Source organism: Rhodococcus sp. ARC_M5 (genome assembly GCF_022810405.1).
GTDB lineage: Bacteria > Actinomycetota > Actinomycetes > Mycobacteriales > Mycobacteriaceae > Rhodococcoides > Rhodococcoides navarretei.
Genome location: NZ_JALGQE010000009.1, coordinates 190560 through 213652, shown reverse-complemented (window position 1 = coordinate 213652; position 23093 = coordinate 190560). Strand labels below are relative to the sequence as shown.

The 23093-nt window shown below is 63.9% G+C and carries 21 protein-coding genes and 1 tRNA gene; 13 read left to right on the top strand and 9 right to left on the bottom strand.

The genetic code is table 11. From position 1 onward, the window contains the following. Positions 1-4: 4 nt before the first annotated feature. The gene (locus MTX34_RS16215) at positions 5-871 is read right to left on the bottom strand and encodes a hypothetical protein (protein WP_243610022.1); all 867 of its coding nucleotides are present in this window, start codon (positions 869-871) and stop codon (positions 5-7) included. 97 nt (positions 872-968) lie between these two features. Beyond that, complete coding sequence (gene uvrB / locus MTX34_RS16210; protein WP_243610021.1) at positions 969-3131, bottom strand: excinuclease ABC subunit UvrB; 2163 nt, start codon at positions 3129-3131, stop codon at positions 969-971. A gap of 78 nt (positions 3132-3209) precedes the next feature. Here uvrB and MTX34_RS16205 point away from each other — a divergent pair, with 78 nt between their 5' ends. Further along, complete coding sequence (locus tag MTX34_RS16205) at positions 3210-3755, top strand: DUF402 domain-containing protein (protein WP_243610020.1); 546 nt, start codon at positions 3210-3212, stop codon at positions 3753-3755. A 15-nt stretch (positions 3756-3770) separates the two neighbouring features. On the opposite strand, the gene coaE is transcribed toward MTX34_RS16205, so the two are convergent. Then, the gene (gene coaE / locus MTX34_RS16200) at positions 3771-4988 is read right to left on the bottom strand and encodes a dephospho-CoA kinase (RefSeq protein ID WP_243594916.1); all 1218 of its coding nucleotides are present in this window, start codon (positions 4986-4988) and stop codon (positions 3771-3773) included. Between the two features lie 129 nt (positions 4989-5117). On the opposite strand from coaE, the gene MTX34_RS16195 reads away from it, so the two are divergent. Further along, positions 5118-5327 carry a hypothetical protein gene (locus MTX34_RS16195; protein WP_243594917.1) on the top strand — a complete coding sequence of 70 codons (210 nt, stop codon included), beginning with the start codon at positions 5118-5120 and terminating at the stop codon, positions 5325-5327. Between the two features lie 156 nt (positions 5328-5483). Here the strand turns inward: MTX34_RS16195 and rpsA are convergent, their stop codons facing one another. After that, positions 5484-6962, bottom strand: coding sequence for a 30S ribosomal protein S1 (rpsA, locus tag MTX34_RS16190; protein ID WP_027497255.1), 1479 nt, complete (start codon positions 6960-6962; stop codon positions 5484-5486). A gap of 214 nt (positions 6963-7176) precedes the next feature. On the opposite strand from rpsA, the gene MTX34_RS16185 reads away from it, so the two are divergent. Then, a complete protein-coding gene (locus MTX34_RS16185; protein ID WP_243594918.1) occupies positions 7177-8001 on the top strand; it encodes a class I SAM-dependent methyltransferase in 825 nt (274 codons plus the stop codon). Positions 8002-8016: 15 nt separating this feature from the next. Here MTX34_RS16185 and MTX34_RS16180 read toward each other — a convergent pair whose 3' ends face one another. Continuing rightward, positions 8017-9114 (bottom strand): isocitrate/isopropylmalate dehydrogenase family protein, encoded by a 1098-nt coding sequence (locus MTX34_RS16180; protein ID WP_243610054.1) that lies wholly within the window; start codon positions 9112-9114, stop codon positions 8017-8019. Between the two features lie 10 nt (positions 9115-9124). Between MTX34_RS16180 and MTX34_RS16175 the strand changes: the two genes are divergently transcribed. From MTX34_RS16175 to trxA, 3 genes are all read left to right on the top strand, one after another. After that, positions 9125-9631, top strand: coding sequence for a 2'-5' RNA ligase family protein (locus tag MTX34_RS16175; RefSeq protein ID WP_243610019.1), 507 nt, complete (start codon positions 9125-9127; stop codon positions 9629-9631). 210 nt (positions 9632-9841) lie between these two features. Next, positions 9842-10840: a helix-turn-helix domain-containing protein gene (locus tag MTX34_RS16170; RefSeq protein WP_243610018.1), complete on the top strand. Its 999-nt coding sequence runs from the start codon at positions 9842-9844 to the stop codon at positions 10838-10840. An 87-nt stretch (positions 10841-10927) separates the two neighbouring features. After that, positions 10928-11299 carry a thioredoxin gene (gene trxA / locus MTX34_RS16165; protein WP_243594921.1) on the top strand — a complete coding sequence of 124 codons (372 nt, stop codon included), beginning with the start codon at positions 10928-10930 and terminating at the stop codon, positions 11297-11299. 84 nt (positions 11300-11383) lie between these two features. Here the strand turns inward: trxA and polA are convergent, their stop codons facing one another. Next, entirely contained in the window at positions 11384-14125 is a 2742-nt protein-coding gene (gene polA, locus MTX34_RS16160) for a DNA polymerase I (RefSeq protein WP_243594922.1), read from the bottom strand. A 261-nt stretch (positions 14126-14386) separates the two neighbouring features. Between polA and MTX34_RS16155 the strand changes: the two genes are divergently transcribed. From MTX34_RS16155 to MTX34_RS16140, 4 genes are read left to right on the top strand one after another with little or no spacing between them, the layout of a single operon-like run. Continuing rightward, the gene (locus MTX34_RS16155) at positions 14387-15727 is read left to right on the top strand and encodes a branched-chain amino acid ABC transporter permease (protein WP_243610017.1); all 1341 of its coding nucleotides are present in this window, start codon (positions 14387-14389) and stop codon (positions 15725-15727) included. A 7-nt stretch (positions 15728-15734) separates the two neighbouring features. Next, a complete protein-coding gene (locus MTX34_RS16150; RefSeq protein WP_032404006.1) occupies positions 15735-16724 on the top strand; it encodes a branched-chain amino acid ABC transporter permease in 990 nt (329 codons plus the stop codon). Further along, the gene (locus MTX34_RS16145) at positions 16717-17811 is read left to right on the top strand and encodes an ABC transporter ATP-binding protein (protein ID WP_230594646.1); all 1095 of its coding nucleotides are present in this window, start codon (positions 16717-16719) and stop codon (positions 17809-17811) included. The genes MTX34_RS16150 and MTX34_RS16145 overlap by 8 nt, the downstream gene beginning before the upstream one ends. Beyond that, positions 17811-18611 carry an ABC transporter ATP-binding protein gene (locus MTX34_RS16140; RefSeq protein WP_032394315.1) on the top strand — a complete coding sequence of 267 codons (801 nt, stop codon included), beginning with the start codon at positions 17811-17813 and terminating at the stop codon, positions 18609-18611. The genes MTX34_RS16145 and MTX34_RS16140 overlap by 1 nt, the downstream gene beginning before the upstream one ends. A 145-nt stretch (positions 18612-18756) precedes the next feature. On the opposite strand, the gene MTX34_RS16135 is transcribed toward MTX34_RS16140, so the two are convergent. Continuing rightward, positions 18757-20091 carry an ABC transporter substrate-binding protein gene (locus tag MTX34_RS16135; RefSeq protein WP_037192660.1) on the bottom strand — a complete coding sequence of 445 codons (1335 nt, stop codon included), beginning with the start codon at positions 20089-20091 and terminating at the stop codon, positions 18757-18759. Between the two features lie 173 nt (positions 20092-20264). Further along, positions 20265-20897, bottom strand: coding sequence for an ANTAR domain-containing response regulator (locus tag MTX34_RS16130; RefSeq protein ID WP_243610016.1), 633 nt, complete (start codon positions 20895-20897; stop codon positions 20265-20267). 120 nt (positions 20898-21017) lie between these two features. On the opposite strand from MTX34_RS16130, the gene MTX34_RS16125 reads away from it, so the two are divergent. The 3 genes from MTX34_RS16125 (at position 21018) to MTX34_RS16115 (ending at position 22070) form a co-directional block, all read left to right on the top strand. Then, a tRNA-Leu gene (locus MTX34_RS16125) sits at positions 21018-21094 on the top strand. A gap of 64 nt (positions 21095-21158) precedes the next feature. After that, entirely contained in the window at positions 21159-21335 is a 177-nt protein-coding gene (locus tag MTX34_RS16120) for a hypothetical protein (protein WP_170945993.1), read from the top strand. 3 nt (positions 21336-21338) lie between these two features. Then, positions 21339-22070, top strand: coding sequence for an AAA family ATPase (locus tag MTX34_RS16115; protein WP_243610015.1), 732 nt, complete (start codon positions 21339-21341; stop codon positions 22068-22070). On the opposite strand, the gene MTX34_RS16110 is transcribed toward MTX34_RS16115, so the two are convergent. After that, the gene (locus MTX34_RS16110; protein ID WP_243610014.1) at positions 22055-23044 is read right to left on the bottom strand and encodes an AraC family transcriptional regulator; all 990 of its coding nucleotides are present in this window, start codon (positions 23042-23044) and stop codon (positions 22055-22057) included. The two genes, MTX34_RS16115 and MTX34_RS16110, sit on opposite strands and share 16 nt — an antisense overlap. Positions 23045-23093: the final 49 nt, after the last annotated feature.

Here is a 23093-nt window from a genome sequence, read left to right as displayed (position 1 = left end):
CGGACTACTTCTTTTTGATCGCTGGTCCGAAGACGCCCTCGGGAATGGTGCCCTGGCCGACGATCGTTTCGCGCCACGGCGTCGCGAGCGAGACCAGCCGAGCGGCACCGTCCTCGCCGAGGGCGGCCCACGGCGCAACGGCAAGGTCGTTGGTGATGTCCTCCACCAACGTGCGCAGATCCTTGCCGTCTCGAGTCAACGCTTCGTCGGACGAGAGCAGCTCGCGGTCGGCCAGAGATCCGACCGCTGCGTCCCATTGCTCCGTCGACCATCCACGACGCTTGCGCGCGAACTCCTTCTCGAAGCCGTAGCCGGTGGCAGTATGGGTGATGAGGGCCTCGAGACCGTTCAAGCCCGCCGTTTGCAGCGCCGCAATGTGACCGTCGCCCCGGTACTCGCGAATCAGCGTCAGGGCGTGCCACAGCACGAGGTGCGGAGCTGTGGGCCAGTCGAGCTCGGCATACGCGGCGTACAGCGGTCTACCGTCGTCACCGGGAATTCCACGGGCCGCGATCGACGCCAGGTCTGCGGCCTCGGCCATATCCGCGGACGTCAGAACGTCGGGGCCGAGCAGTCGACCGAAGGCGACATCGAGAGTGGCGTATCGGATGGCCATGATCTCGTCGGGCGAGGCGATGTCCCAGGCGGCGGGGACGAGCGGCGCCACCAATTCCCGGTTGAAGTTGTAGAACGTGGCTGTGACGACACCTGCGCCGACCCGCCCCAGAGGTGCCGCCCGGCCCGCGAAATAGCAGGCCCGCGGCGGCAACCCAGCCGCGACCAGAGCGTCCTGCGTCTCCGGAAGGAAATAGGTCATCGAGTGAATCAGTTCGAGAGCGCGAGAGGTGCGGCCGGCGGTGGTTGCGTCCATCGTTGAACCGTATCCGAACCATTTCGGCTCATTCCGCAGGCTCCACTCGCGTCTCCGGCTCATTCCGCAGGCTTCACTCGCGCGCCTCCAGCCTGCCCTATTTGAGGCCGGCCGCGTCCATTCCGCGCAGTTCCTTCTTCAGATCCTGGATCTCGTCGCGCAGTCGGCCCGCGAGCTCGAACTTCAACTCGCGTGCCGCGTTCATCATCTGGTCGGTCATGTTCTTGATCAGATCGGCCAGCTCGGCGCGCGGCATCGACGACACGTCCTGCCCCTCGTACACCCCGGTGCTGACGGATCTGCCCGCCTCGCCTTGCGCTCGCCGCCCACGGCTCGCGTTTCGACCGGACCCACCGATCTCGACGACGGACTCGGTGTCCTCGGCTTCCTGGTACACCTGGTCGAGGATGTCGGCGATCTTCTTGCGCAGCGGCTGAGGATCGACGCCTCTCTCCTTGTTGTACGCGATCTGCTTCTCACGCCGACGCTCGGTTTCCTCGATCGCATAGGTCATGGAGTCGGTCATCTTGTCGGCGTACATGTGCACCTCGCCGGACACGTTTCGCGCGGCACGGCCGATGGTCTGGATGAGGCTGGTACCGCTACGGAGGAAGCCTTCCTTGTCGGCGTCGAGAATCGCCACCAACGAGACCTCGGGCAGGTCGAGACCCTCACGGAGCAGGTTGATGCCCACCAGCACGTCGTACTCCCCCAGCCGAAGTTGCCGAAGCAGTTCGACGCGGCGCAGCGTGTCGATGTCGGAGTGCAGGTAGCGGACACGAATACCCAGTTCGAGCAGATAGTCGGTCAGATCCTCCGACATCTTCTTCGTCAGCGTGGTTACCAGCACACGCTCGTCCTTCTCCGCGCGTTCTCGGATCTGATGGACCAGGTCGTCGATCTGGCCCTTGGTCGGTTTGATGACGACCTGGGGATCGACGAGCCCGGTCGGACGGATCACCTGCTCGACGAACTCACCCCCGGTCTGGCCCAGCTCGTACTTTCCCGGTGTTGCCGAGAGGTAGACCGTCTGACCGATTCGCTGGGTGAATTCCTCCCACGTCAACGGTCGGTTGTCGGTCGCGGACGGCAGACGAAAGCCGAAGTCGACGAGGTTGCGCTTACGCGACATGTCGCCCTCGTACATGGCCCCGATCTGCGGCACCGTCACATGAGACTCGTCGATGACGAGCAGAAAGTCCTCGGGAAAGTAGTCGATCAACGTGGCGGGCGCAGTACCTGCACCGCGGCCGTCGATATGCCGCGAGTAGTTCTCGATACCCGAGCAGAACCCGACCTGCTTGATCATTTCCAGGTCGTATTGCGTCCGCATCCGTAGCCGCTGCGCCTCTAGCAGCTTGCCTTTGCCCTCCAGCTCGGAGAGCCGACCTTCGAGTTCGGCTTCGATGTCCTTGACGGCTCGTTCCATGCGCTCCGGACCGGCAACGTAGTGCGTGGCCGGGAAGATGCGCACCGAATCCACCTGCCGAACGATGTCGCCGGTGAGCGGATGGAGGTAGTACAGCGCCTCGATCTCGTCGCCGAAGAACTCGATGCGAATCGCCAGTTCCTCGTAGGACGGAATGATCTCGACGGTGTCACCGCGAACCCGGAACGATCCGCGGGTGAAGGCCATGTCGTTGCGGGTGTACTGCACGTCCACCAGCAGCCTGAGCAGTGCGTCACGCTGCACTTCGACGTTGACCTCGAGCTCGATCGACCGATCGACGTACGACTGCGGGGTACCGAGACCGTAGATGCAGGACACCGACGCCACCACGACCACGTCACGTCGCGAGAGCAGAGATGCCGTCGCCGAGTGCCGCAGACGCTCGACATCGTCGTTGATGGACGAGTCCTTCTCGATGTAGGTATCGGTCTGGGCGATGTACGCCTCGGGCTGGTAGTAGTCGTAGTACGAGACGAAGTACTCGACTGCGTTGTTGGGCAACATGTCTCGCAGCTCGTTCGCCAACTGCGCCGCCAACGTCTTGTTCGGTGCCATCACCAGAGTGGGGCGCTGCAGCTTCTCGATGAGCCAGGCAGTGGTGGCCGATTTGCCGGTACCGGTGGCACCGAGCAGTACGACGTCTTTCTCGTCTGCCTTGATCCGCCGTTCGAGCTCGGCGATGGCGGTCGGCTGATCACCGGCCGGCGTGTGTTCGCTGACGACCTCGAATGCCGGACCGGTGCGCTCGATTGCGCCCACCGGTCGGTGTTCGGAGTGCGCGACAACGGGATGTTCGGATGCAAACGCCATTTCACAAGCCTAGACGCGACCACCGACAAGTTCCGTCGGGCAGACTCCGAAGGTCGGTTCCCGGTAGCTTCTACAGTCATGGTCGCTCACACGTCAGCCGGTGCGCACACCGTCGTTCATGCCCCCAAGCACGAGACGTTCGACCTCGTCGCCAAGACGAACGTGGATCCCAAGGGGTTCGTCCGTGTCGTCGACGAATACCGCGTCGAGCCGTGGGGGCTGTACATGGCGCGCCCGTCGGATCACGCCCATTTCGACTATCTGGAGTCGTGGTTGCTGCCCGCTCTCGGGCTCCGGGCCTCGGTGTTCCACTACCTGCCGGCGCACGCCCGCGATCAGGACTACTACGTCGACATCGGCGAGTACACCGCAGGCACCACCCGATGGACTTCCGTCGACCACTATCTCGACCTCAGCGTCCGTACCGGCCGCGATTACGACCTGCTGGACGTCGACGAGTTGTTCGACGCACGGGTGGCGCAACACCTCGACACCGCCACAGCCGAACTCGCGCTGACCAGATCGATCACGGCCATCGAAGGACTGACGCGCCACGACTACGACCTGAACGCGTGGCTCGCTTCCGTCGGCATGCCGACCGAGTGGAACGGCAAACCGTCCTGATTCACCGCCCTCGGTTCACGCAGTCCAGTTCGTCTCCTCCGCCCACTGCCATGCCCGACGGTATGCCACGTCGAACCATGGGGCTTTCGCGTTCTCGTAGGCCTCGATCGCCGATCGAAAGTCCGTGATTCCGGCAGCTGCCTCGGAGGCGCGTCGCTTGATGCCGGAATACTCGGTGGTGATGCTGTCGTCCGCCCGCAACCAGTCACGAAACAACAGTGCGAACGTCTGATTGGGCCAGCCGTCCACCCGGATGTGTACGTTCGCCGGCCGGCCTGGATCCGCACTGCCGTGAAAACGCTTGGACCACAAGGCCGGATCGGCTTCGCCGCCGATTCCATATGCAGGCTTCGGGTGATCGAAGTTGCTCGCCTCCCGCCGAGGGAAGCCTGACGCGCGCAACTGCTCGGCTACCGAATCGGCGTCGTCGAGGCTGCGAACCGTGATCTGAATGTCGATGACATCCTTAGCGTCGAGGCCGGGCACTGCGGTGGAGCCGATGTGGTCGATTCGGACTGCCTTGTCGGCGCAGGCAAGGGCCAGGCGCGAGATGATGCGTCGCGCCTGCAATTCCCACGTGGGGTCGGCTGTCACCTGTTCCGGATGAACACGCGCGATGATCCCCTCCCTGATGTTGCGCTCGAAGGGAATCAGACGGTCGTTCCACAACGCTCGGACTTCGTCGTCGACGCTGCCCGGCGCGCCGGTGTTGTCGATCCACACGTCTGCCGCGGCTCGGCGCGCATCATCGGTTGCCTGCGCTGCGATCCGCGCGCGAGCGTCGGCCTCGGGCATGCCTCGCTGTCCCGTGAGACGACGTACCCGTTCCTCGGCGTCGACCCACACGATGACCACGAGGTGAAAGAACGGCCCCATCGATCCTTCGACGAGAAGCGGAATGTCCTGCACCACTACCGCATCCGGCGCTGCTCCGTCGATGATCTCGGCGGTGCGTTCGCCGACCAACGGATGAACGATGGCGTTGAGTTTCTTGCGGGATTCCTCGTCGCCGAATGCCTTGGCCGCCAATGCCGGCCGGTCGAGCGAGCCGTCGGGTGCGAGAATGTCGGCTCCGAAGGTATCCGTCAGTCGTTGCAGCCCAGGTGTTCCCGGCTCCACGACTTCACGGGCAAGTACATCGGAGTCGACGAGCACTCCCCCGAGTTCGGTCAGCACCTTGGCAACGGTCGATTTTCCGGCACCTATTCCACCGGTCAGTCCCAATCTCAGCATGCACCCAGTCTGACACTCGAACACGCCGAAGCACACCAGCCTCAAATGCACCGGTTTGGGGAGTCGGTCGGTTATCTTCGACGAGCGCGACCTCGATGTGCCGACCCACTGCTATTGAAAAGGACACCCATGCGAAGCAATCAGATCCAACCGGGTCGGCACCGCCTTGGCATGGATGCAGGCGTTCATTGCATTCTCATTCCTGAAGTAGCCTCGGCGTTGGCCGACCATCGGCGTAACTGGTTCACCAACCTTCTGACCCCCGCCCGCCACAGCTTCGCCACCATGCGCAAGCGCACGGCGACCGTCGGCCAGTGGAGTCCAGCCACCGCCGCGTAGTTCGCACTCCCCCTCATACATGGGCCCGGTTCATCCGAACCGGGTCCATTGTCATGTCCGCAAGCACTCTGCTCACCTGATTCGAACGAGAAAGCCCCGGTTCTCACAGGGAGAACCGGGGCTCGGTGTCACACCCTCACGGGTGGACCACTTCTATCAGGCGTTGCCCGACAGCTTCTCGCGAAGTGCAGCGAGCTGCGCATCGCTGGCCAGCGATCCACCGGTCGAGGCCGGAGCCGACGCTGCGGGAGCGTCGCCTTCTGCATCGGCGGGGGCCTGACCCGACTCGGAGGAGTAGTTGGTGTTGGCGGCTTCGGCAGCTTCGTCCTTGGCCGTCTTCTCCATCTGAGCGGTGTGCATCTTGTGGCGACGCTCTGCCTCGGCGTAGCGACCTTCCCACTCTTCACGCTGCTTCTCGTAGCCTTCGAGCCATTCGTTGGTCTCGGAGTCGAAGCCCTCGGGGAAGATGTAGTTGCCACCCTCGTCGTACGAGTCGGCCATGCCGTACTTGGACGGATCGAACTCTTCTGCGTAGTCCTCGTTGGCCTGCTTGAGGCTCAACGAAATCCGGCGACGCTCGAGATCGATGTCGATGACCTTGACGAGTGCGTCGTCGCCGACACCCACGACCTGGTCCGGAACCTCCACGTGGCGCTCGGCCAGCTCGGAGATGTGCACGAGGCCCTCGATGCCCTCTTCGACGCGCACGAATGCACCGAAGGGAACCAGCTTGGTGACCTTGCCGGGCACGATCTGGCCGATCGCGTGGGTGCGAGCGAACTGGCGCCACGGATCTTCCTGAGTTGCCTTGAGCGAGAGGGAAACACGCTCACGGTCCAGGTCGACGTCGAGAACCTCGACGGTGACCTCGGTGCCGACCTCGACAACCTCGGAGGGGTGATCGATGTGCTTCCAGGACAGCTCGGAGACGTGCACCAGGCCGTCGACGCCACCCAGGTCCACGAAGGCACCGAAGTTGACGATGGAGGACACGACGCCCTTGCGGACCTGGCCCTTCTGGAGCTGGTGCAGGAACTCGCTGCGGACCTCGGACTGGGTCTGCTCGAGCCATGCGCGGCGCGACAGGACCACGTTGTTGCGGTTCTTGTCGAGCTCGATGATCTTGGCCTCGATCTCCTTGCCGACGTACGGCTGGAGGTCGCGAACGCGACGCATCTCGACGAGCGAGGCGGGAAGGAAGCCACGAAGACCGATGTCGAGGATGAGTCCACCCTTGACGACCTCGATGACGGTGCCCTTGACGGCCTCGTCCTTCTCCTTGAGCTCCTCGATCGTGCCCCAAGCGCGCTCGTACTGAGCTCGCTTCTTGGACAGGATCAGACGGCCTTCCTTGTCCTCCTTGGTGAGGACGAGTGCTTCGATCTCATCTCCCACGGAGACGACCTCGTTGGGGTCGACATCGTGCTTGATGGAGAGCTCGCGGGAAGGGATGACGCCTTCGGTCTTGTAACCGATGTCGAGTAGAACCTCGTCACGATCGACCTTGACGATGGTGCCCTCGACGATGTCACCATCGTTGAAGTACTTGATCGTGGCGTCGATGGCGGCGAGAAAATCCTCTGCGGAGCCGATATCGTTGACGGCTACCTGCGGTGAGGTTGTGGTTGAGGGCATGTGTTGAGTTGCTCCGGACGGGTTGGGTATCGGTTGATGGATGTTCGGTCGGACCAGGTGAAACGTGTGCAGCACGAGCGTCTTCGGCGATCCGTTGCCGGGTCCGCATGCGTCGACGACGGGCGAACCCGACTCGAGCGCAGCATGAACACACTCGCGTTGAACAGGGTACGCGATGCCGCAGTACCAGCACAAACCCGGTTAGAGTCGGCGGGTGACCGATCTTTCCACAGCGTCCACGCCCGGCCGCGGCCGAATCGACTCGGTCGCGAGCGACCGTGCGAGTCGCCTCTGGTGGGATTCCGACGCCGAGAACTACCACCGGACCCATGGCGCGTTTCTGGGAGTGGCGACCGAATCCGGAGAGTTCGTCTGGTGCCCGGAGGGGCTGCACGAGGGTGACGTGCATCTGCTGGGCGACGTCGCGGACAAGGACGTCCTTGAGGTGGGCTGCGGCAGTGCACCGTGCGCACGCTGGCTCGGGTCTCAGGGAGCGCGCGCGATCGGTCTCGACATCTCGATGGCCATGCTGCAGCGCGGCGTCGACGCCATGACCACCGGCGGATCGACGGTTCCTCTGGTACAGGCCAGTGCGGAGTCCTTGCCGTTCGCCGACGAGCGATTCGACATCGTCTGCTCGGCCTTCGGTGCGGTGCCGTTCGTCGCGGACTCCGCCAATGTGATGAAGGAAGTCGCGCGGGTACTGCGGCCGGGCGGGATCTGGGTGTTCGCGGTCAATCATCCGATGCGCTGGATCTTCCCCGACGATCCCGGGGTGGGCGGTTTGACCGCGACGATTCCGTATTTCGACCGAACCCCGTACGTCGAGTACGACGCCGACGGGACCCCCAACTACGTGGAGCATCACCGCACGATCGGTGACCGCGTGCGCGAGCTGGTCGCCGCAGGGCTGGAGGTTCGCGACATCGTCGAGCCGGACTGGCCGGAGTGGCTCGACCGCGAGTGGGGTCAGTGGAGCCCACTGCGCGGCCAGCTCTTCCCGGGCACCGCGATCTTCAGCAGCCGCAAACCGAACTGACCGAGAGCGCCTCGATCAGCGCCGGTGCACCCGGGCTTCGACGGCTTCGGTGAAGGCACTGGTCGACGCCTGTCCGCCGAGGTCCGCGGTCGCTACCCCGGATTCGACCGTGGCCTCGACGGCATGTCGGATGCGGCGTGCGGCTGCGGCGAGCCGCTCGTCCCGATGCCGCGGGGCGAGCCACTCGAGCAGCATCGCGGCGGACAGGAAGAGGGCAGTCGGGTTGGCACGGTTCTTGCCCGCGATGTCCGGAGCCGAACCGTGGGAGGCCTGCGCCATGGCCTGAGTTTCCGAGGAATTGAGCGACGGCGCGGTGCCGAGCGACCCGGACAGCTCGCCCGTCAGATCCGACAGAATGTCGCCGAACATGTTCTCGGCCACGATGACGTCGTAATCCTCGCCCCGTCGAACCAGGTGCGCCGCGAGCGCGTCGACGTGTTCCTCGGCGACCTCGACGTGCGGAAATTGTTCGCCCACTGCGCGGCACGCATCGCGAAACAGCCCCGTGGTCATGGCCAGCACGTTGGTCTTGTGCACGATCGTGAGCTTGCGGCTGCGTCGCTCCGCCAGAGAGAAGGCCTCGCGGGCAATGCGTTCGCAGGCCGCGCGCGTGAACACTCCGACCGCCAGTGCGACATCGGGGGTGGGCATGAACTCTCCGCTGCCGACGAACATGTTGCGATCGGCGTAGAACCCCTCGGTGTTCTCCCGCACGACCACCAGATCCATCCGCGGGGACACGGACCGCACACCCGGTAGCGCCCTCGCGGGCCGGATGTTGGCGAACAGGTCGAACTCCTTGCGAATCCGTCCGCCCGGAGTCAGCTGTGACCGGAAGGGGTCCGGATAGGACGCGCTGTCGTGCGGTCCGAGAATCCAGCTTTCGAGCTCGCCCAGCGTCGCGAGCGTGGAATCGGGCATGGGCGTCCCGTGCTCGTCGATGGCACCGAGCCCGAGCGGCAGGTGCACCCAGTCGACTGCCGGTCCATCGGCGGCCACGAGGGCCGCGTCGACCACCCGAATCGTGGCCGGCACGATCTCGTGGCCGATCCCGTCGCCGGTCATGGCCCCGATCCGTAGCGCCGTTGCGTTCCGACCGTCCGTCTGCGACATCATGGCCTCCATGGTGCAGTCCGCAGAACTTCTCCTCGACTCCGGCCTCGACGCAGCGGTTCGCCGCGAGTGGTCGGCACTGTCCGAAGCAGGCCTCCCGAGTCAGAACCGGCACCGCGGTGAATCGAACCGTCCGCACGTCACCGTCGCGGTGGCGTCGTCGATGCCGGCCGCGGTGGACGACGGTGATGCTGTCCGCTTCGATCCGTTCGATGTGCGTCTCGGCGGGCTCGTCGTGTTCGGTGGTCGAACGATCACGTTGGCGCGACTGGTCGTTCCGTCGAGCGAGTTGCTCGATCTGCACGCCCGGCTGTTCGAGGCCGTGGTCGATCGTTCGCTGGAGCACCTCGAACCCGGCCGATGGACACCCCACGTGACGCTGGCCCGGCGATTGACGCCCGAGGAGGCAGGAGCAGCGGTGCGCCTGCTCTCGGCCGACGTCGACGATCTGGTCGGATCTGCGGTTGCGCTGCGCCGATGGGACGGCGAGGGCAAACGCGAGTGGCGAATCGGCTGACCGCCGGCACCCTAGAACCGGAAATCACCGAATTGAGTCACCTCCGCATGAGTATCGGGAGCGAAGCCAGCGAGCACGACGGCGTCGAGGGCCAGGAACATCAGCACAACCACCAATACAATTGTCATTCCGTTAGCTTCCAACCTGCGAAGACAGTGCACGAGTGGCAGTAACGCCACACTTCGACGAATTTCTGCCATACTTCTGTGCATGCTGAAACGAGTGGTCGTCGCGCTGATGCCGTTGACCGAACAGTTCGAGCTGGGCGTCGCCTGCGAGGTGTTCGGATTCGATCGCTCGGACGAGGGCCTACCCACCTACGACTTCTCCTTGATCGCAGGTGTCCCCCAACCGATCCGCACCCGTTTCGGGTACGCCATCGACGTGCCACACGATCTCGACAGTCTCGACAGCGCCGATCTGATCATCATTCCGGCCGGTGGCACCGAAGCCGCCGAAGACGGCACCTACGTCTGCGGGGTCGGATACGACTCGTCGATCGAGCCACTACTGGCCAAACTTCGCGCAGCCGTCGACCGGGGTGCCATGGTCGCCAGCCTGTGCAACGGTGCCTTCGTTCTGGGCAAGGCCGGGCTGCTCGACGGCCGCCCCTGTACGACACATTGGCGGCATTCCGCTGTGCTGGCCGCGAAATACCCACTCGCGCAGGTCGATCCGAACGTCCTCTACGTCGACGACGGAAACGTGCTGACTAGCGCAGGCACGGCAGCCGGTATCGACCTGTGCCTGCACATCGTGCGCAAGTACCAGGGCAGCGTCGTGGCGAACGGGATCGCCCGCAGGATGGTGGTTCCGCCTCATCGTGACGGCGGACAGGCTCAATTCGTCACCAGTCCCCTGCCCGCCACGCACACCGAGACATTGGCACCGCTGCTGGACTGGATGACCCAGAATCTGGACTCCGAACTGACCATCGGCCGACTGGCCGCGCGAGTGAACATGTCGGCGCGCACATTCGCTCGCAAGTTCGCCGCCGAGACCGGAACGACACCCGCACGCTGGCTCAACGACCAACGAGTACTGGCAGCGCAGCAGCTGCTGGAGAACTCGGATCTGCCGATGGATTCGATCGCCGAAGTGGTCGGCTTCGGAAATGCCGCCGCTCTGCGGCAGCACTTCGTGCGGTTGCGGTGCACCACCCCGAACTCGTACCGCCGGACGTTCCGCGCCGCACCCTTGCCCGCCTGACACACGGCGCTTCGACGCAGCCGGGATGATTCCGGCGAGTACCCGCGTTGAGACACACCAGAAGCGCAATCAAACGAAAGGGACCGCGTGGCCACTCAGACTTTGACCCAGCAGAATTTCGACGAGATCGTGACGAGCAACGACGTGGTGTTGGTCGATTTCTGGGCGTCCTGGTGCGGACCGTGCCGCCAGTTCGCTCCCACCTTCGAGAAGTCGTCCGACGCACACCCCGACGTCGTGCACGCCAAGGTGGACACCGAGGCCGAGCAGGGCCTGGCAGCCGCAGCGCAGATCCAGTCGATTCCGACGATCATGGCGTTCCGCGAAGGCATTCTCGTGTACGCACAGCCAGGCGCACTGCCTGCACCGGCGCTCGAGGACCTCGTCGGTCAGATCAAGGCACTCGACATGGACGTCGTTCGCCAGCAGATCGCCGAGCAGGCTCCCGAGGCCGAGTAGTTTCTGGTCGCCGTACACGTACGAAGGGCCGCTCACCGAATTCGGTGAGCGGCCCTTCGTCGTTCTTTCCTGCGCCGCCTCGAGTCAGTGCGCAGCGGCGTCCCAGCTGCGGCCGGTGCCGACCGAGACTTCCAGCGGCACCGACAGTTCGATGGCCGAGGACATCTTGTCGCGTACCAGCGCCTCGACTTCCTCACGCTCGGATTCGACGACCTCGAGTACCAGTTCGTCGTGCACCTGCAACAGCATTCGCGACTTCAGCGTCGACTCCGCCAGCGATCGGTGCACGTCGATCATCGCGACCTTGATGATGTCTGCGGCGGTGCCCTGGATCGGGGCGTTGAGTGCGGCCCGCTCGGCGACCTCGCGGCGCTGACGATTGTCACTGTTGAGATCGGGCAAGTAGCGACGCCTGCCGTACAGCGTCGAGGTGTACCCCACCTTGCGCGCTTCCTCGACGGCGTTGCGCAGGTAGTCACGAACGCCACCGAACCGCGCGAAGTACGCCTCCATCTGCTGTTTCGCCTCGTCGGTGGAGATCTTGAGCTGTGCGGCGAGACCGAATGCGCTCAGTCCGTAGGCCAATCCGTACGACATCGCCTTGACCCGACGACGCAATTCGGGGGTGACCTCCTCGATCGGCACGCCGAACGCCCGGGCACCGACGAAACTGTGCAGGTCCTCGCCGGTGTTGAACGCCTCGATCAGCCCTTCGTCGCCGGAGACGTGCGCCATGATGCGCATTTCGATCTGGCTGTAGTCGGCGGTGAGCAGGGTGTCGTACCCGGCCCCGACGACGAAGCCGTCACGGATGTGACGTCCCGCCTCGTTGCGCACCGGAATGTTCTGCAGGTTCGGCTCGGTGGACGACAGCCGTCCGGTGGCCGCGACCGTCTGATTGAACGTGGTGTGAATGCGTCCGTCGTCGGCAACGGATTTCAGCAGGCCGTCGACAGTGACCTTCATCCGCGTCGCGTCGCGGTGATCGAGCAGGAATTTCAGGAACGGGTGCTCGGTCTTCTCGAACAACCCTTGCAGCGCATCGGCATCGGTGGTGTACCCGGTCTTGGTCTTCTTCGTCTTGGGCATGTCGAGTTCCTCGAACAGCACCACCTGCAGCTGCTTCGGTGACCCGAGGTTGATCTGCTTGTCGATCACGCCGTAGGCGGCGTTCGCGGCCTCGTCGACCTGTGCCGCGAATCCGGACTGCAGTGCGCGGAGGTGATCACCGTTCACGGCGATACCCGTTGCCTCGACATCGGCCAACACTGTCAGCAGAGGCAGCTCCATCTCGGAGAGCAGGGTGGTCGACTCGATGGCGGCGAGCTCGGAGTCCAGCGCATCGGCCAGGTCGATGACGGCCCGCGCCTTGAGGATCTCGCCCTCTGCGAACGCCGCATCGGCGGTGTCCTCGGCATCGAGCAACGACATCTGACCTTCACCCGTATCCTCCACCCGGAGTTCGCGTTTGAGGTAGCGCAACGACAGGTCGTCGAGATTGAACGATCGCTGGCCGGGCCGAACCAGGTACGCCGCCAGGGCGGTGTCGGTGGTCAACCCACCGAGGGTCCAGCCCCGCCCGCGCACGGCGTGCAGAGCCCACTTGGCCTCGTGCAGCGCCTTGGGTTGCGCAGGATCGGCGAGCCAGGCGGCGAGTGCCTGCTCGTCGGATTCGTCCAGAGCGGTCGTCGTGACGAACGCCCCCTCACCGTCGGCCGCAGCGATCGCCACCGAGGTCGCGTCGCTGTCGAAAGGCCGGCGCGGGCCGAGGATCGACAGCCCGCTGCGTCGGCCGTCGGATGCGTGTTCTGCCAACCATGCGGCGAGTTCGCCCGGCGCGACGATGCCGCCGCGGACATCGAAACCTTCCTCCGCCTCGGGTTCGACCGACGCGAGAGTCTCGAACAACCGGTCCCGCAGAATGCGGAACTCCAGATCGTCGAACAAGGCGTGAATCTTCTCGCGATCCCACGGAGCAAGTTCGAGCTGATCGGGAGTAAAGGGCAACGGCACGTCGCGCACCATCTCGGTCAGCTCCCGGTTGAGCACCACACTCGACAGGTTGGCGCGTAGCGCTTCCCCCACCTTGCCCTTGACCTTGTCCACATTGTCCACGAGAGCTGTGAGGGAGCCGTATTCGATGATCCACTTGGTCGCCGTCTTCTCGCCGACCCCAGGAATGCCGGGAAGATTGTCGCTCGGGTCGCCGCGCAGGGCCGCGAAATCCGGATACTGCGACGGCGTCAATCCGTACTTGGTGGCGACCTCGTCGGGGGTGAACCGAGTCAGGTCCGAGACGCCCTTACGCGGATACAGCACCGTGACGTTGTCGGTGACCAGCTGCAGCGCATCCCGGTCACCGGTGACCACGAGGACGCGGTACCCGAGCGCTTCTGCCTGGGTCACCAGAGTGGCGATGATGTCGTCCGCCTCGAAGCCCGCCTCAGCCATCACCGGGATACCCATGGCACCGAGTACGTCCTTGGTGATGTCGACCTGGCCGGCGAACTCGTCCGGCGTCTTGCTGCGGTTGGCCTTGTACTCGGGGAACCGCTCGGCGCGGAAGGTCTGCCGCGAGACGTCGAACGCGGCCGCGATGTGCGTCGGTTTTTCGTCCCGCAACAGATTGATCAACATCGAGGTGAACCCGTACACGGCGTTGGTGGACTGACCGCTGGTGGTCTTGAAGTTGTCCGCGGGCAACGCGAAGAAGGCCCGGAACGCCATCGAGTGGCCGTCGATGAGCAGCAACGTGGGCCGCTCCCCGCCCGCTTTCGCATCGGTCTCGGCTGCGGGCGCTGCACTTTTCTCCGTTACTGGGCTCACGGTTGACCAGTCTAGGGAGCCGGTCCGACAACTCGTAGCCGGATGCACGAGCCACGACGCGATCGCACTCACGGCGGCCGTCGCGCACCGCGAAACACAACCGATACTTTCCGGAAATCTCAGTCGCCGATTTTGCGTCGTTTCAGCGGATAGAGTCCGACAATTGCAGGAAACCCACATACCCGTGGCACAACGACAACCGTCCGGAGGACGTGCGTGGCTCCAAATGTTCGATGGACCAGAAAGGTGCAACCGCCGAGGTTGCGCGCAAGATCTGCCGTTCGGCTCTTCCAGCGAACACTCCTACTCGCCGTTCTGAGTTCCATTGCCGCGCTGCTGTTCAGTGCGCCGGCATTGGCCCAGGAACCTACCCCCACTCCCCCGACAGCACCGGGGACCAGCGCCGAACAGGCACCGCCGGCGGACGCCGTCAGCGTCGCCGGATCCCTGAACAACGGTGGCGAACGACTCATCGGCGTCGACGTCGCGGCACTGGACGCGTCCGGTGCCGAAGTCGCCCGCACCACCAGTGAAACCGGCGGCCGCTGGACCCTCGAATTGTCTCCCGGCACATACACATTCCAGGTAGTTCAGGAAACGCTCCCCGACGGCGTCAGCGTCCAGGGCGAGGTCCAGCGCGATGTGGAGGCCGGGCGTTCCAACACCGTCATCTTCTCGTTCGGTGAGGCCAGAACCGCCACCAGCATTCCGTTCTACGAGAAGTTCATCCGCACCACGGTCGACGGCTTTCGATTCGGCCTCGTCATCGCGCTAGCCGCGGTCGGACTGAGCCTGATCTTCGGCACCACCGGTCTGACGAACTTCGCGCACGGAGAAATGGTCACGCTCGGTGCCGTCGCGGCGTGGTTCTTCAACGTCAGTGTCGGGATACAACTGATCCCGGCCACGCTGCTGGCGATTGTCGTCGGAGTCGCGATCGGCTGGCTCAACAATGCCCTGATATGGCGGCCGTTGCGCAAGCGACGAACCGGCCTCATCGCACAGCTCGTGGTGACGATCGGCCTCGCGATCGCACTGCGCTACCTCATCCTGATTTTCTTCTCGGACCGCTCCGAACCCTTCGACGACTACCAGGCTCAGACCGAGAACGACTGGGGTCCGCTGTCGATCACCAACGTCAACCTCGCCTGCATCGTCATCAGCATCGTCGTCCTCGTCGGCGTCGCACTGATGCTGCAGCGCACCAAGATCGGCAAGGCCATGCGTGCGGTGGCCGACAACCGGGACCTCGCCGCGTCCTCCGGCATCAACGTCGAGCGCGTGGTCACCTTCGTCTGGTGCCTCGGCGGCGGCCTGGCTGCCCTCGGCGGCGTGTTGTTCGGGCTCTCCGAACTCGGCGGTCGCGTCCAGTGGGAGATGGGCTTCAAACTCCTGTTGCTCATGTTCGCCGGCATCACACTCGGTGGCCTGGGAACGGCCTACGGCGCATTCCTCGGTTGCGTCATCGTCGGTCTGCTCGTGCAGTGGTCGACGCTGGTCATCAATCCCGATCTCAAATACATCGGAGGGTTGCTCGTCTTGATTCTCATCCTCGTCGTCCGTCCACAGGGCATTCTCGGCTCGCGACAAAGGATCGGGTGACCTTCACATGGATATCATCGGCGCACTTCAGATCTCACTCGCTCAGCTGGTCGGCCCGTCCGCCATCTTCTACGCTCTGCTCGCCATCGGCCTGAACCTGCACTTCGGCTATGCCGGACTGCTCAACTTCGGCCAGATCGGCTTCGCACTGCTCGGCGGTTACGGCGTCGGCATCACCACGATCACCTACGAACAGCCGCTCTGGCTCGGCATTCTGGTGGGACTCGCCGCGGCCGGGCTCCTCGCCCTGGTACTCGGCATTCCGACCCTGCGACTGCGAGCCGACTATCTGGCCATCGTCACCATCGCCGCCTCGGAAATTCTGCGACTGGTGTTCCGTTCGACCGCAACGGATTCGGTGACAAAGTCGACCAACGGCATCACCGGCTTCGCCGGCCCGTTCACCAGCATGAGTCCGTTCGAGGGCGGCAAGTCGTACAGCTTCCTCGGCGTGCGCTTCCTGGGCAACGACCTGTGGGCCATGCTCGTCGGCTGGACACTGGTCCTGTTGTTGTGCGGAGTGATCTATCTCCTGACGCACAGCCCGTGGGGACGCGTCCTCAAGGCCGTTCGTGAAGACGAGGACGCTGCCCGGTCACTGGGCAAGAACGTCTTCGTCTACAAGATGCAGGCGTTGGTTCTCGGTGGCGTGATCGGCGGCATGGGCGGTGTGTTCAACGCACTGCAGACCCAGTCCATCAACCCCGACTTCTACTCGACGGCGCAGACGTTCTTCGCCTTCGGCGCGCTGATTCTCGGTGGTGCCGCCACGGTGTTCGGCCCCGTCCTCGGCGCGATGCTCTTCTGGTTCCTGCTGTCCATTCCCGATGCGATTCTGCGGCAATTGATCTCCGGCGACGACCCGGTGCTCAACCTCACCGGTGCCCAGGTCGGTGCCACGCGATTCGTGCTCCTGGGAATCCTGATCGCCGTCTTGATGGTGTTCAGACCTCAGGGCATTCTCGGCAACAAGCGAGAGGTTCAACTCAATGCCTGACCCGAGCAAGGATGCTGCTGCAACGGCCGCACCGAGCAAGAAAGCCAGCACCCTCGAATCACGCGCTGCCCAGGCGTTGTCGAGCGATCAACGCGCCGCCCTGTTCGCCGGTGTTCCCAACGAACCCGGCGCACCGAAACCAGACGCCACCATGGTGGTCGACGGCGTTTCGCGTACCTTCGGTGGCCTGAAAGCCGTCGACGTGGCGCATCTGGAAATCCAGCGTGGCTGCATCACCGGACTCATCGGGCCCAACGGCGCAGGCAAGACCACACTGTTCAACCTGCTCACGGGATTCGATCGCCCCGACACCGGCACGTGGTCTATGGACGGTCAGGAACTGGGTCGGATGCATCCGCACCAGGTGGCACGCAAAGGTGTGGTGCGCACGTTCCAGTTGACCAAGGCGCTGTCGAAACTGACCGTGCTGGACAATGTCCGGCTTGGCGCAACCGGTCAGCGCGGTGAACGCATGATCAACACGTTCATGCCGTGGACGTGGAAGGCCCAGGAACGTCAGATCACCGAACGTGCCTACGAGCTACTGGGCCGCTTCAAGCTCGACGCCAAGGCCGACGACCTGGCCGGCTCGTTGTCCGGCGGCCAGCGCAAGCTGCTGGAGATGGCGCGAGCGCTGATGACCGATCCGTCGGTGGTCATGCTCGACGAGCCGATGGCCGGGGTCAATCCGGCTCTGACGCAGTCACTTCTGGGGCACATCAAGTCGCTTCGCGACGACGGTATGACGGTGGTGTTCGTCGAGCACGACATGGACGTCATCCGCGACATCAGTGACTGGGTGGTGGTGATGGCGCAGGGCAGCATCATTGCCGAGTCGACCCCGGAGGAGCTCTCCAACAACGGAGCCGTCGTCGATGCGTATCTCGGTAGCCATCACGATCAGGCTCTGGAATTCGACGCCGACGGCAATCCGGTCGGAGCCACCGCCGAACTGGCCGAGGCACTGAAGCAGGCCGAGAAAGAGGAACTCGAAGCGGGAGGCGATCTTTCGGAACCGGAGTTCGTCAGCCCAGTGACGCCCGACGTCGCCGAGGGCGGCTCACACCGGGCCAAGGAGGACAACTGATGAGCGAACAGACATTGACGCCTGCGGAATTCGCCGCAACACCCGAGGAGCACGCGCGACTCGCCGAAGGTGCACTGCTGCGCGCCGACGGGTTGGTGGCCGGGTACATCCCCGGTGTCAACATCCTCAGCGAATGCAACTTCTTCCTCAACGACGGGGAGATCGTCGGCATCATCGGGCCCAACGGTGCCGGAAAGTCGACCCTCCTCAAGACCCTGTTCGGGTTGGTCGCCGTCCGTGAGGGCAGCGTCAAACTGCGAGGTGACAACATCACCTCCGCAGAGGCGCACGTATTGGTCACCAAGGGAGTCGGCTACGTCCCGCAGACGCAGAATGTGTTCCCGTCGCTCACCATCGAAGAGAACCTCGAAATGGGAATCTATCTGCGTCCCAAGAAGTTCGGCGAGCGTTTCGAGTTCGTCAGCGAGCTGTTCCCGCTGCTCGGTGAGCGCAAGAAGGTCAAGGCTGGCGCGCTGTCCGGCGGCGAGCGACAGATGGTCGCCATGGGACGCGCACTGATGATGGAGCCGTCGGTACTTCTGCTCGACGAACCGTCGGCCGGATTGTCACCGATGTTCCAGGACGAGGTGTTCATCCGCTGCAAGAAGATCAACGCTGCGGGCGTGTCGATCATCATGGTCGAGCAAAACGCCCGTCGCTGCCTCCAGATCTGCGACCGTGGCTATGTTCTCGATCAGGGCCGCAACGCCTACACCGACACCGGTCCGGCATTGATGAACGACCCGAAGGTGATCGAGCTGTATCTCGGCACACTGGCAGGAAGCAAAGAGAAGAAGTAGCTGCTCGGCAACGACGAAGGCCCCGGTTCGATCGACATCGAACCGGGGCCTTTTCGCTGCCGTCGAACGTGCGACGCGTACGAAAACCGCTGGGCCCGAATCCTGATCGAGGACTCGGGCCCAGAGGCTGTGTGACAGTTACAGATCACTCACCGACGACGATGTAATCTTCCGTCGTCAGGGTGTTGTCCGGTCCGAAGACCAGGTTGCCGTAGGAACCGGTGGCGGGCTCTCCTGCGTCACTGAAGTTCAGCGCGCCGGTGATTCCGTCGTAGTCGATATCGGTTCCGGCCTTGACGAGCGGAAGGCACTCGGCGTAGCTGGTGCACTTGGTGCCGTCCTTGGTGACGCTGTTGATGTTGGCAGCGATGTCGGTGCCTGCCGTCGACTTGGCCTGCTCGGCAGCGAGCGCCGAGATGATCACTGCGTCGTAGGACTCGCCCGCGTAGTTGAAGTCCACCAGGGCCGGATCGACGACCTTGAGACGGTCCTGGAATCCGGTACCGACATCGGTCAACGGGGTGGTGCCGCGCATCGTGTCCAGCAGACCCGGTGCAACCGACTCACCGAGGGCGTTACCCATGTTGCCGTCGACGCCGTAGACCAGCGTGCCGTCGGACGGTCCGATGCCGATCTCGTGCATACGGGTGATGATCTTCGCGGACTCCTCGAAGCCGATGATGGCCACGGCGTCCGGGTTGAAGTTCTTCACGCCGTCGACCTCGGCGTTGAACGACTGTGCGTTCGGGTCGTAGATCGTGGTCTGGATCTGGTCCGCCGCGATGCCCGCCTCTTCGAGGTTGTCCGCGGTGTTCGCGGCCAGGCCCGTGCCGTACGGGTCATTGAGCGCGAGGATGGACACGCGCTGCGCGCCGTCCTGGGCGATCAGCTGGGACAAGGCCTGTGCCTGCAGCACGTCGGTGGGTGCGGTACGGAAGTACTGGCCCTTGTCCGGGTAGCAGACGAACTGATCGGACGTGTTCGCCGGCGAGAACTGCACGACGCCTGCGCTGGCGATCTTGTCGATGACCTTGAGCGAGACCGAGGACGACGCTGCACCGACGATGACGTCGGAGCCGCCGGCGAGCAAACGGTCCACCGTGGTGTTGGCGGTATCGGTCGTCGTGTCACCCGAGTCACCGGGGATGAGCGTGACGGGCTGCTCGAGGACGCCACCGGCTTCGTTGACGTCGTTGATGGCCAACTGCACGCCGGCAACTTCGGGCGGGCCGAGGAAAGCCAGGGTTCCGGTCTCGGGGAGGAGGGTTCCCACCACCAGCGGTGCCGTGTCGGGGGTTGCCCCGGCAGTGGCCTGCTCGGGCGTGCAGTCGGTGGAGACGGTCGTTTCCGCGGCTGCAGTGCCGCCGCTGGCACTGGTGGAGTCGGTCGAGCCCGAGTCGTCGCTCGACGAACAGCCGAACAGTGCGAGCGAGGTGACGCTCAGCACCGCAGCCGTGCGGACATAGGTCCGAATTGCCATCTAGGTTCTCCTTGAAATTGCTCGTCGATGAAGCGCACCTGAGTTACATGTGGCTCACGTGTGGGTCAGACGCTAATGCTCGGAGCTGATTCGCAAGGCCTAGAACGAGGCTCGTGACCTGACTGTGACCTAGGGAGTCGAAGTTTTACGTGTCCGTAGCTTTCGCGGGCCGATCATCCCTCTGCCGCAGGCTTGTTCGCAGGAGTACCGAGTGTCTCGATCACTACTTCGGCGACGGCTTTCATCGTGGTCCTGCGGTCCATCGCGGCGCGTTGAATCCACTTGAACGCCTGTGGTTCTGTGAGCGACTGCGAGGTCATCAGGATCCCCTTGGCCTTCTCGATCAGCTTGCGTGTCTCCAGCCGATCCTGCAGATCGGCGATCTCGGATTCGAGGGCGGAAATCTCGCCGAAGCGACTGGCCGCCAGCTCCACCGCGGGCATCAGATCGGCTTTGGTGAACGGCTTGACGAGGTAGGCCATGGCCCCGGCATCACGCGCCTTCTCCACCAGTTCGCGCTGACTGAACGCGGTGAGAATGACCACGGGCGCGATGCGCTTCTCGGCGATCTCCGAGGCCGCATCGATTCCGTCCCGACGCGGCATCTTGACGTCCATGATGACCAGATCGGGACGCAGTTCGACGGCCAGCTCCACCGCCTGCTGACCGTCGGCCGCTTCACCGACCACGTCGTAGCCCTCCTCCCGGAGCATCTCCACGAGGTCGAGTCGGATCAGGGATTCGTCCTCTGCCACCACCACGCGAAGCGGGGGCTTGCCAGTACCGTGCGCACCAGGAGCATTCATCTGTATCGGTCTCCTTTGACAGTCATCGCCCATCAGGGCCGTCGAGCATCTGAAGGGTACCGGTGCGCGAGGCCGAAAGCGCATCTTCTAAACTCGTCAATCGTTGCTTGAAAGACGCCAGCCCTCGTATCCCAATTGGCAGAGGAAACGGATTCAAAACCCGTCCAGTGTGAGTTCGAGTCTCACCGAGGGCACCACGTGAATGCATTCCCGTTCGCGACGTCGGTAATGGTCTGCGCCGATCACGCCTACAGTGGAGCGATGTACATACCCAGCAGTCTTCGTTGCCATGACACCAGTGCGGGCAGTTTGTGCGCAGCGAAGGTCGACCATCGGTTCGGAGATTCGGCGGATCGGTCGGCGGAGTGGGTCTACTACACCTGCAGCGCCGACACCGCCCACGAGACCGGTTACGTCGATCGCTTGGTGACTGCCTGAATCATGTTCGTAGAACGCGCCTACGTCGACGCCGACGATGTCGGATCGGACTGGCCCTTCACCGTGCCCGCTGTCGCCGACCTCGCTCGCGAGGGACTCGAGTTCCTGGCGCCGGTCACAATTCTGGTCGGCGACAACGGTTCCGGTAAATCGACCCTCGTCGAAGCGATCGCCGAGGGTTTCGGTATCGATGCCCGTGGCGGTCGAGCGGCACAGCAATCACGTCGACTCGACGAGGTGACCAGCGCCCTCGGCGAGGTACTCGAACTCGAGACCACGCCGCGGGGTTCTCGAATGCTTCGTGGCCCACGACTGAACAAGCGCGGGTTCTTTCTCCGCGCCGAGACCGCGTTCGACATGGCCGAGAACCTCGGCGGTATGCCGGGGTTCTGGGACGAGAACACCGCCGAGATGAGTCATGGTGAGGGGTTTCTGGCCATGTTCGGTGCCATGTTGGCCGAACCCGGTTTCTACGTTCTGGACGAGCCGGAATCGGCCCTGTCGTTCACCGCGTGCCTGCAGCTCGTTGCACTGATGTCCCAGTTGGGCAACGAGGGCGCGCAGATCGTCTGCGCCACCCACTCACCGATTCTGGCGTCGACCCCCGGTGCGGACATCGTCGAAGTCGGCGAACACGGTCTACGCCGAAGTACCTGGGACGAACTCGAATTGGTACAGCACTGGCGTCGCTACCTCGACGACCCGAACAGCTATCTCCGTCACCTGCTCGACTGACCGTCCGCCATCGACACCTCACGACGGCGACGCACACTTCCCGGGGAAACCCCCATCGCCCGTTTGAAGGCCTTACCGAATGCCGCCTCCGAGAGATACCCACTGCGTCGGGCCAATTCGGCCAGCACGACGTCCTCGGAACGCAAGGTCTGATACGCGACCTGCATTCGCCACGTCGCCAGGTAGCTCATCACCGATTCGCCGACCAGTTCGGTGAAACGCGCCGAGAACGCCGAACGCGACATGTTGGCGCTCGACGCCAGAGCCGCAACGGTCCACCGCTCGTGGGGATGTCGATGAATCAGAGCCAAAGCAGCTCCGATTCGGTCGTCCTGCAACGCTCCGAGCCACCCGGACTGCGCTCGCGGACTGCCGGCGATCCACGACCGCAGTGCGAGGATCACCAGAATGTCGGACAGCCGGGTGATGACCGCCTCTCCCCCGGGCTCGAGGACTCGGGCTTCGTCCGCCACCATCGCCAGGACGTTCTGCATTCTCGCTTGTTTCGGTCCGGGCTCTGCATCGACGAACACCACAGCAGGCAGCAGACGGACGAGCTGTTGCGCCGCAGGGTGATCCAGCCGCACCGCTCCGCACACCAGGGTGGCGGCCGGTCCTGCTCCCTCACCGTGAGTGATCACCGCGTATCGGTCGCTGACGTACTCGTGCGGGAGGTCGTACACACTCGCCGCTCGTGTCGCCGCATCCTCGTCGGCGGCGAGAACGTGACCTCGTCCATGCGGGACCAATGCGAAATCGCCGGGCACCAGCTCACGCGTCGGCTCATCGGGAACCGACAGCAGGCACCGACCGTCCACCACCGTGTGAAACCACAGCGCGTCCTCCATGGCGGGCAGGTCGAGACCCCACGAACCGCTCATCTCGGATCGTACGTAGAACGATCCGGTCAACCGCAGAAAGTGCAGGGCCTCACCGAGCGGATCGGGCGACTTCCAGGGGTCGAGTCCACGCATCGATAAATTGTTGCATCACTTGGACGATCGGACATCGAATCCGGCGTTT

Coding starts and splice junctions, on each gene's coding strand:
- MTX34_RS16145 (WP_230594646.1), top strand. CDS start 16,717: ATGCCTGACCCGAGCAAGGATGCTGCTGCAACGGCCGCACCGAGCAAG.
- MTX34_RS16140 (WP_032394315.1), top strand. CDS start 17,811: ATGAGCGAACAGACATTGACGCCTGCGGAATTCGCCGCAACACCCGAG.
- MTX34_RS16150 (WP_032404006.1), top strand. CDS start 15,735: ATGGATATCATCGGCGCACTTCAGATCTCACTCGCTCAGCTGGTCGGC.
- uvrB (WP_243610021.1), bottom strand. CDS start 3,131: ATGGCGTTTGCATCCGAACATCCCGTTGTCGCGCACTCCGAACACCGA.
- MTX34_RS16195 (WP_243594917.1), top strand. CDS start 5,118: ATGCGAAGCAATCAGATCCAACCGGGTCGGCACCGCCTTGGCATGGAT.
- coaE (WP_243594916.1), bottom strand. CDS start 4,988: ATGCTGAGATTGGGACTGACCGGTGGAATAGGTGCCGGAAAATCGACC.
- MTX34_RS16120 (WP_170945993.1), top strand. CDS start 21,159: ATGTACATACCCAGCAGTCTTCGTTGCCATGACACCAGTGCGGGCAGT.
- MTX34_RS16175 (WP_243610019.1), top strand. CDS start 9,125: ATGGTGCAGTCCGCAGAACTTCTCCTCGACTCCGGCCTCGACGCAGCG.
- MTX34_RS16115 (WP_243610015.1), top strand. CDS start 21,339: ATGTTCGTAGAACGCGCCTACGTCGACGCCGACGATGTCGGATCGGAC.
- rpsA (WP_027497255.1), bottom strand. CDS start 6,962: ATGCCCTCAACCACAACCTCACCGCAGGTAGCCGTCAACGATATCGGC.
- MTX34_RS16215 (WP_243610022.1), bottom strand. CDS start 871: ATGGACGCAACCACCGCCGGCCGCACCTCTCGCGCTCTCGAACTGATT.
- MTX34_RS16110 (WP_243610014.1), bottom strand. CDS start 23,044: ATGCGTGGACTCGACCCCTGGAAGTCGCCCGATCCGCTCGGTGAGGCC.
- MTX34_RS16180 (WP_243610054.1), bottom strand. CDS start 9,114: ATGTCGCAGACGGACGGTCGGAACGCAACGGCGCTACGGATCGGGGCC.
- MTX34_RS16130 (WP_243610016.1), bottom strand. CDS start 20,897: ATGAATGCTCCTGGTGCGCACGGTACTGGCAAGCCCCCGCTTCGCGTG.
- MTX34_RS16170 (WP_243610018.1), top strand. CDS start 9,842: ATGCTGAAACGAGTGGTCGTCGCGCTGATGCCGTTGACCGAACAGTTC.
- MTX34_RS16205 (WP_243610020.1), top strand. CDS start 3,210: ATGGTCGCTCACACGTCAGCCGGTGCGCACACCGTCGTTCATGCCCCC.
- MTX34_RS16135 (WP_037192660.1), bottom strand. CDS start 20,091: ATGGCAATTCGGACCTATGTCCGCACGGCTGCGGTGCTGAGCGTCACC.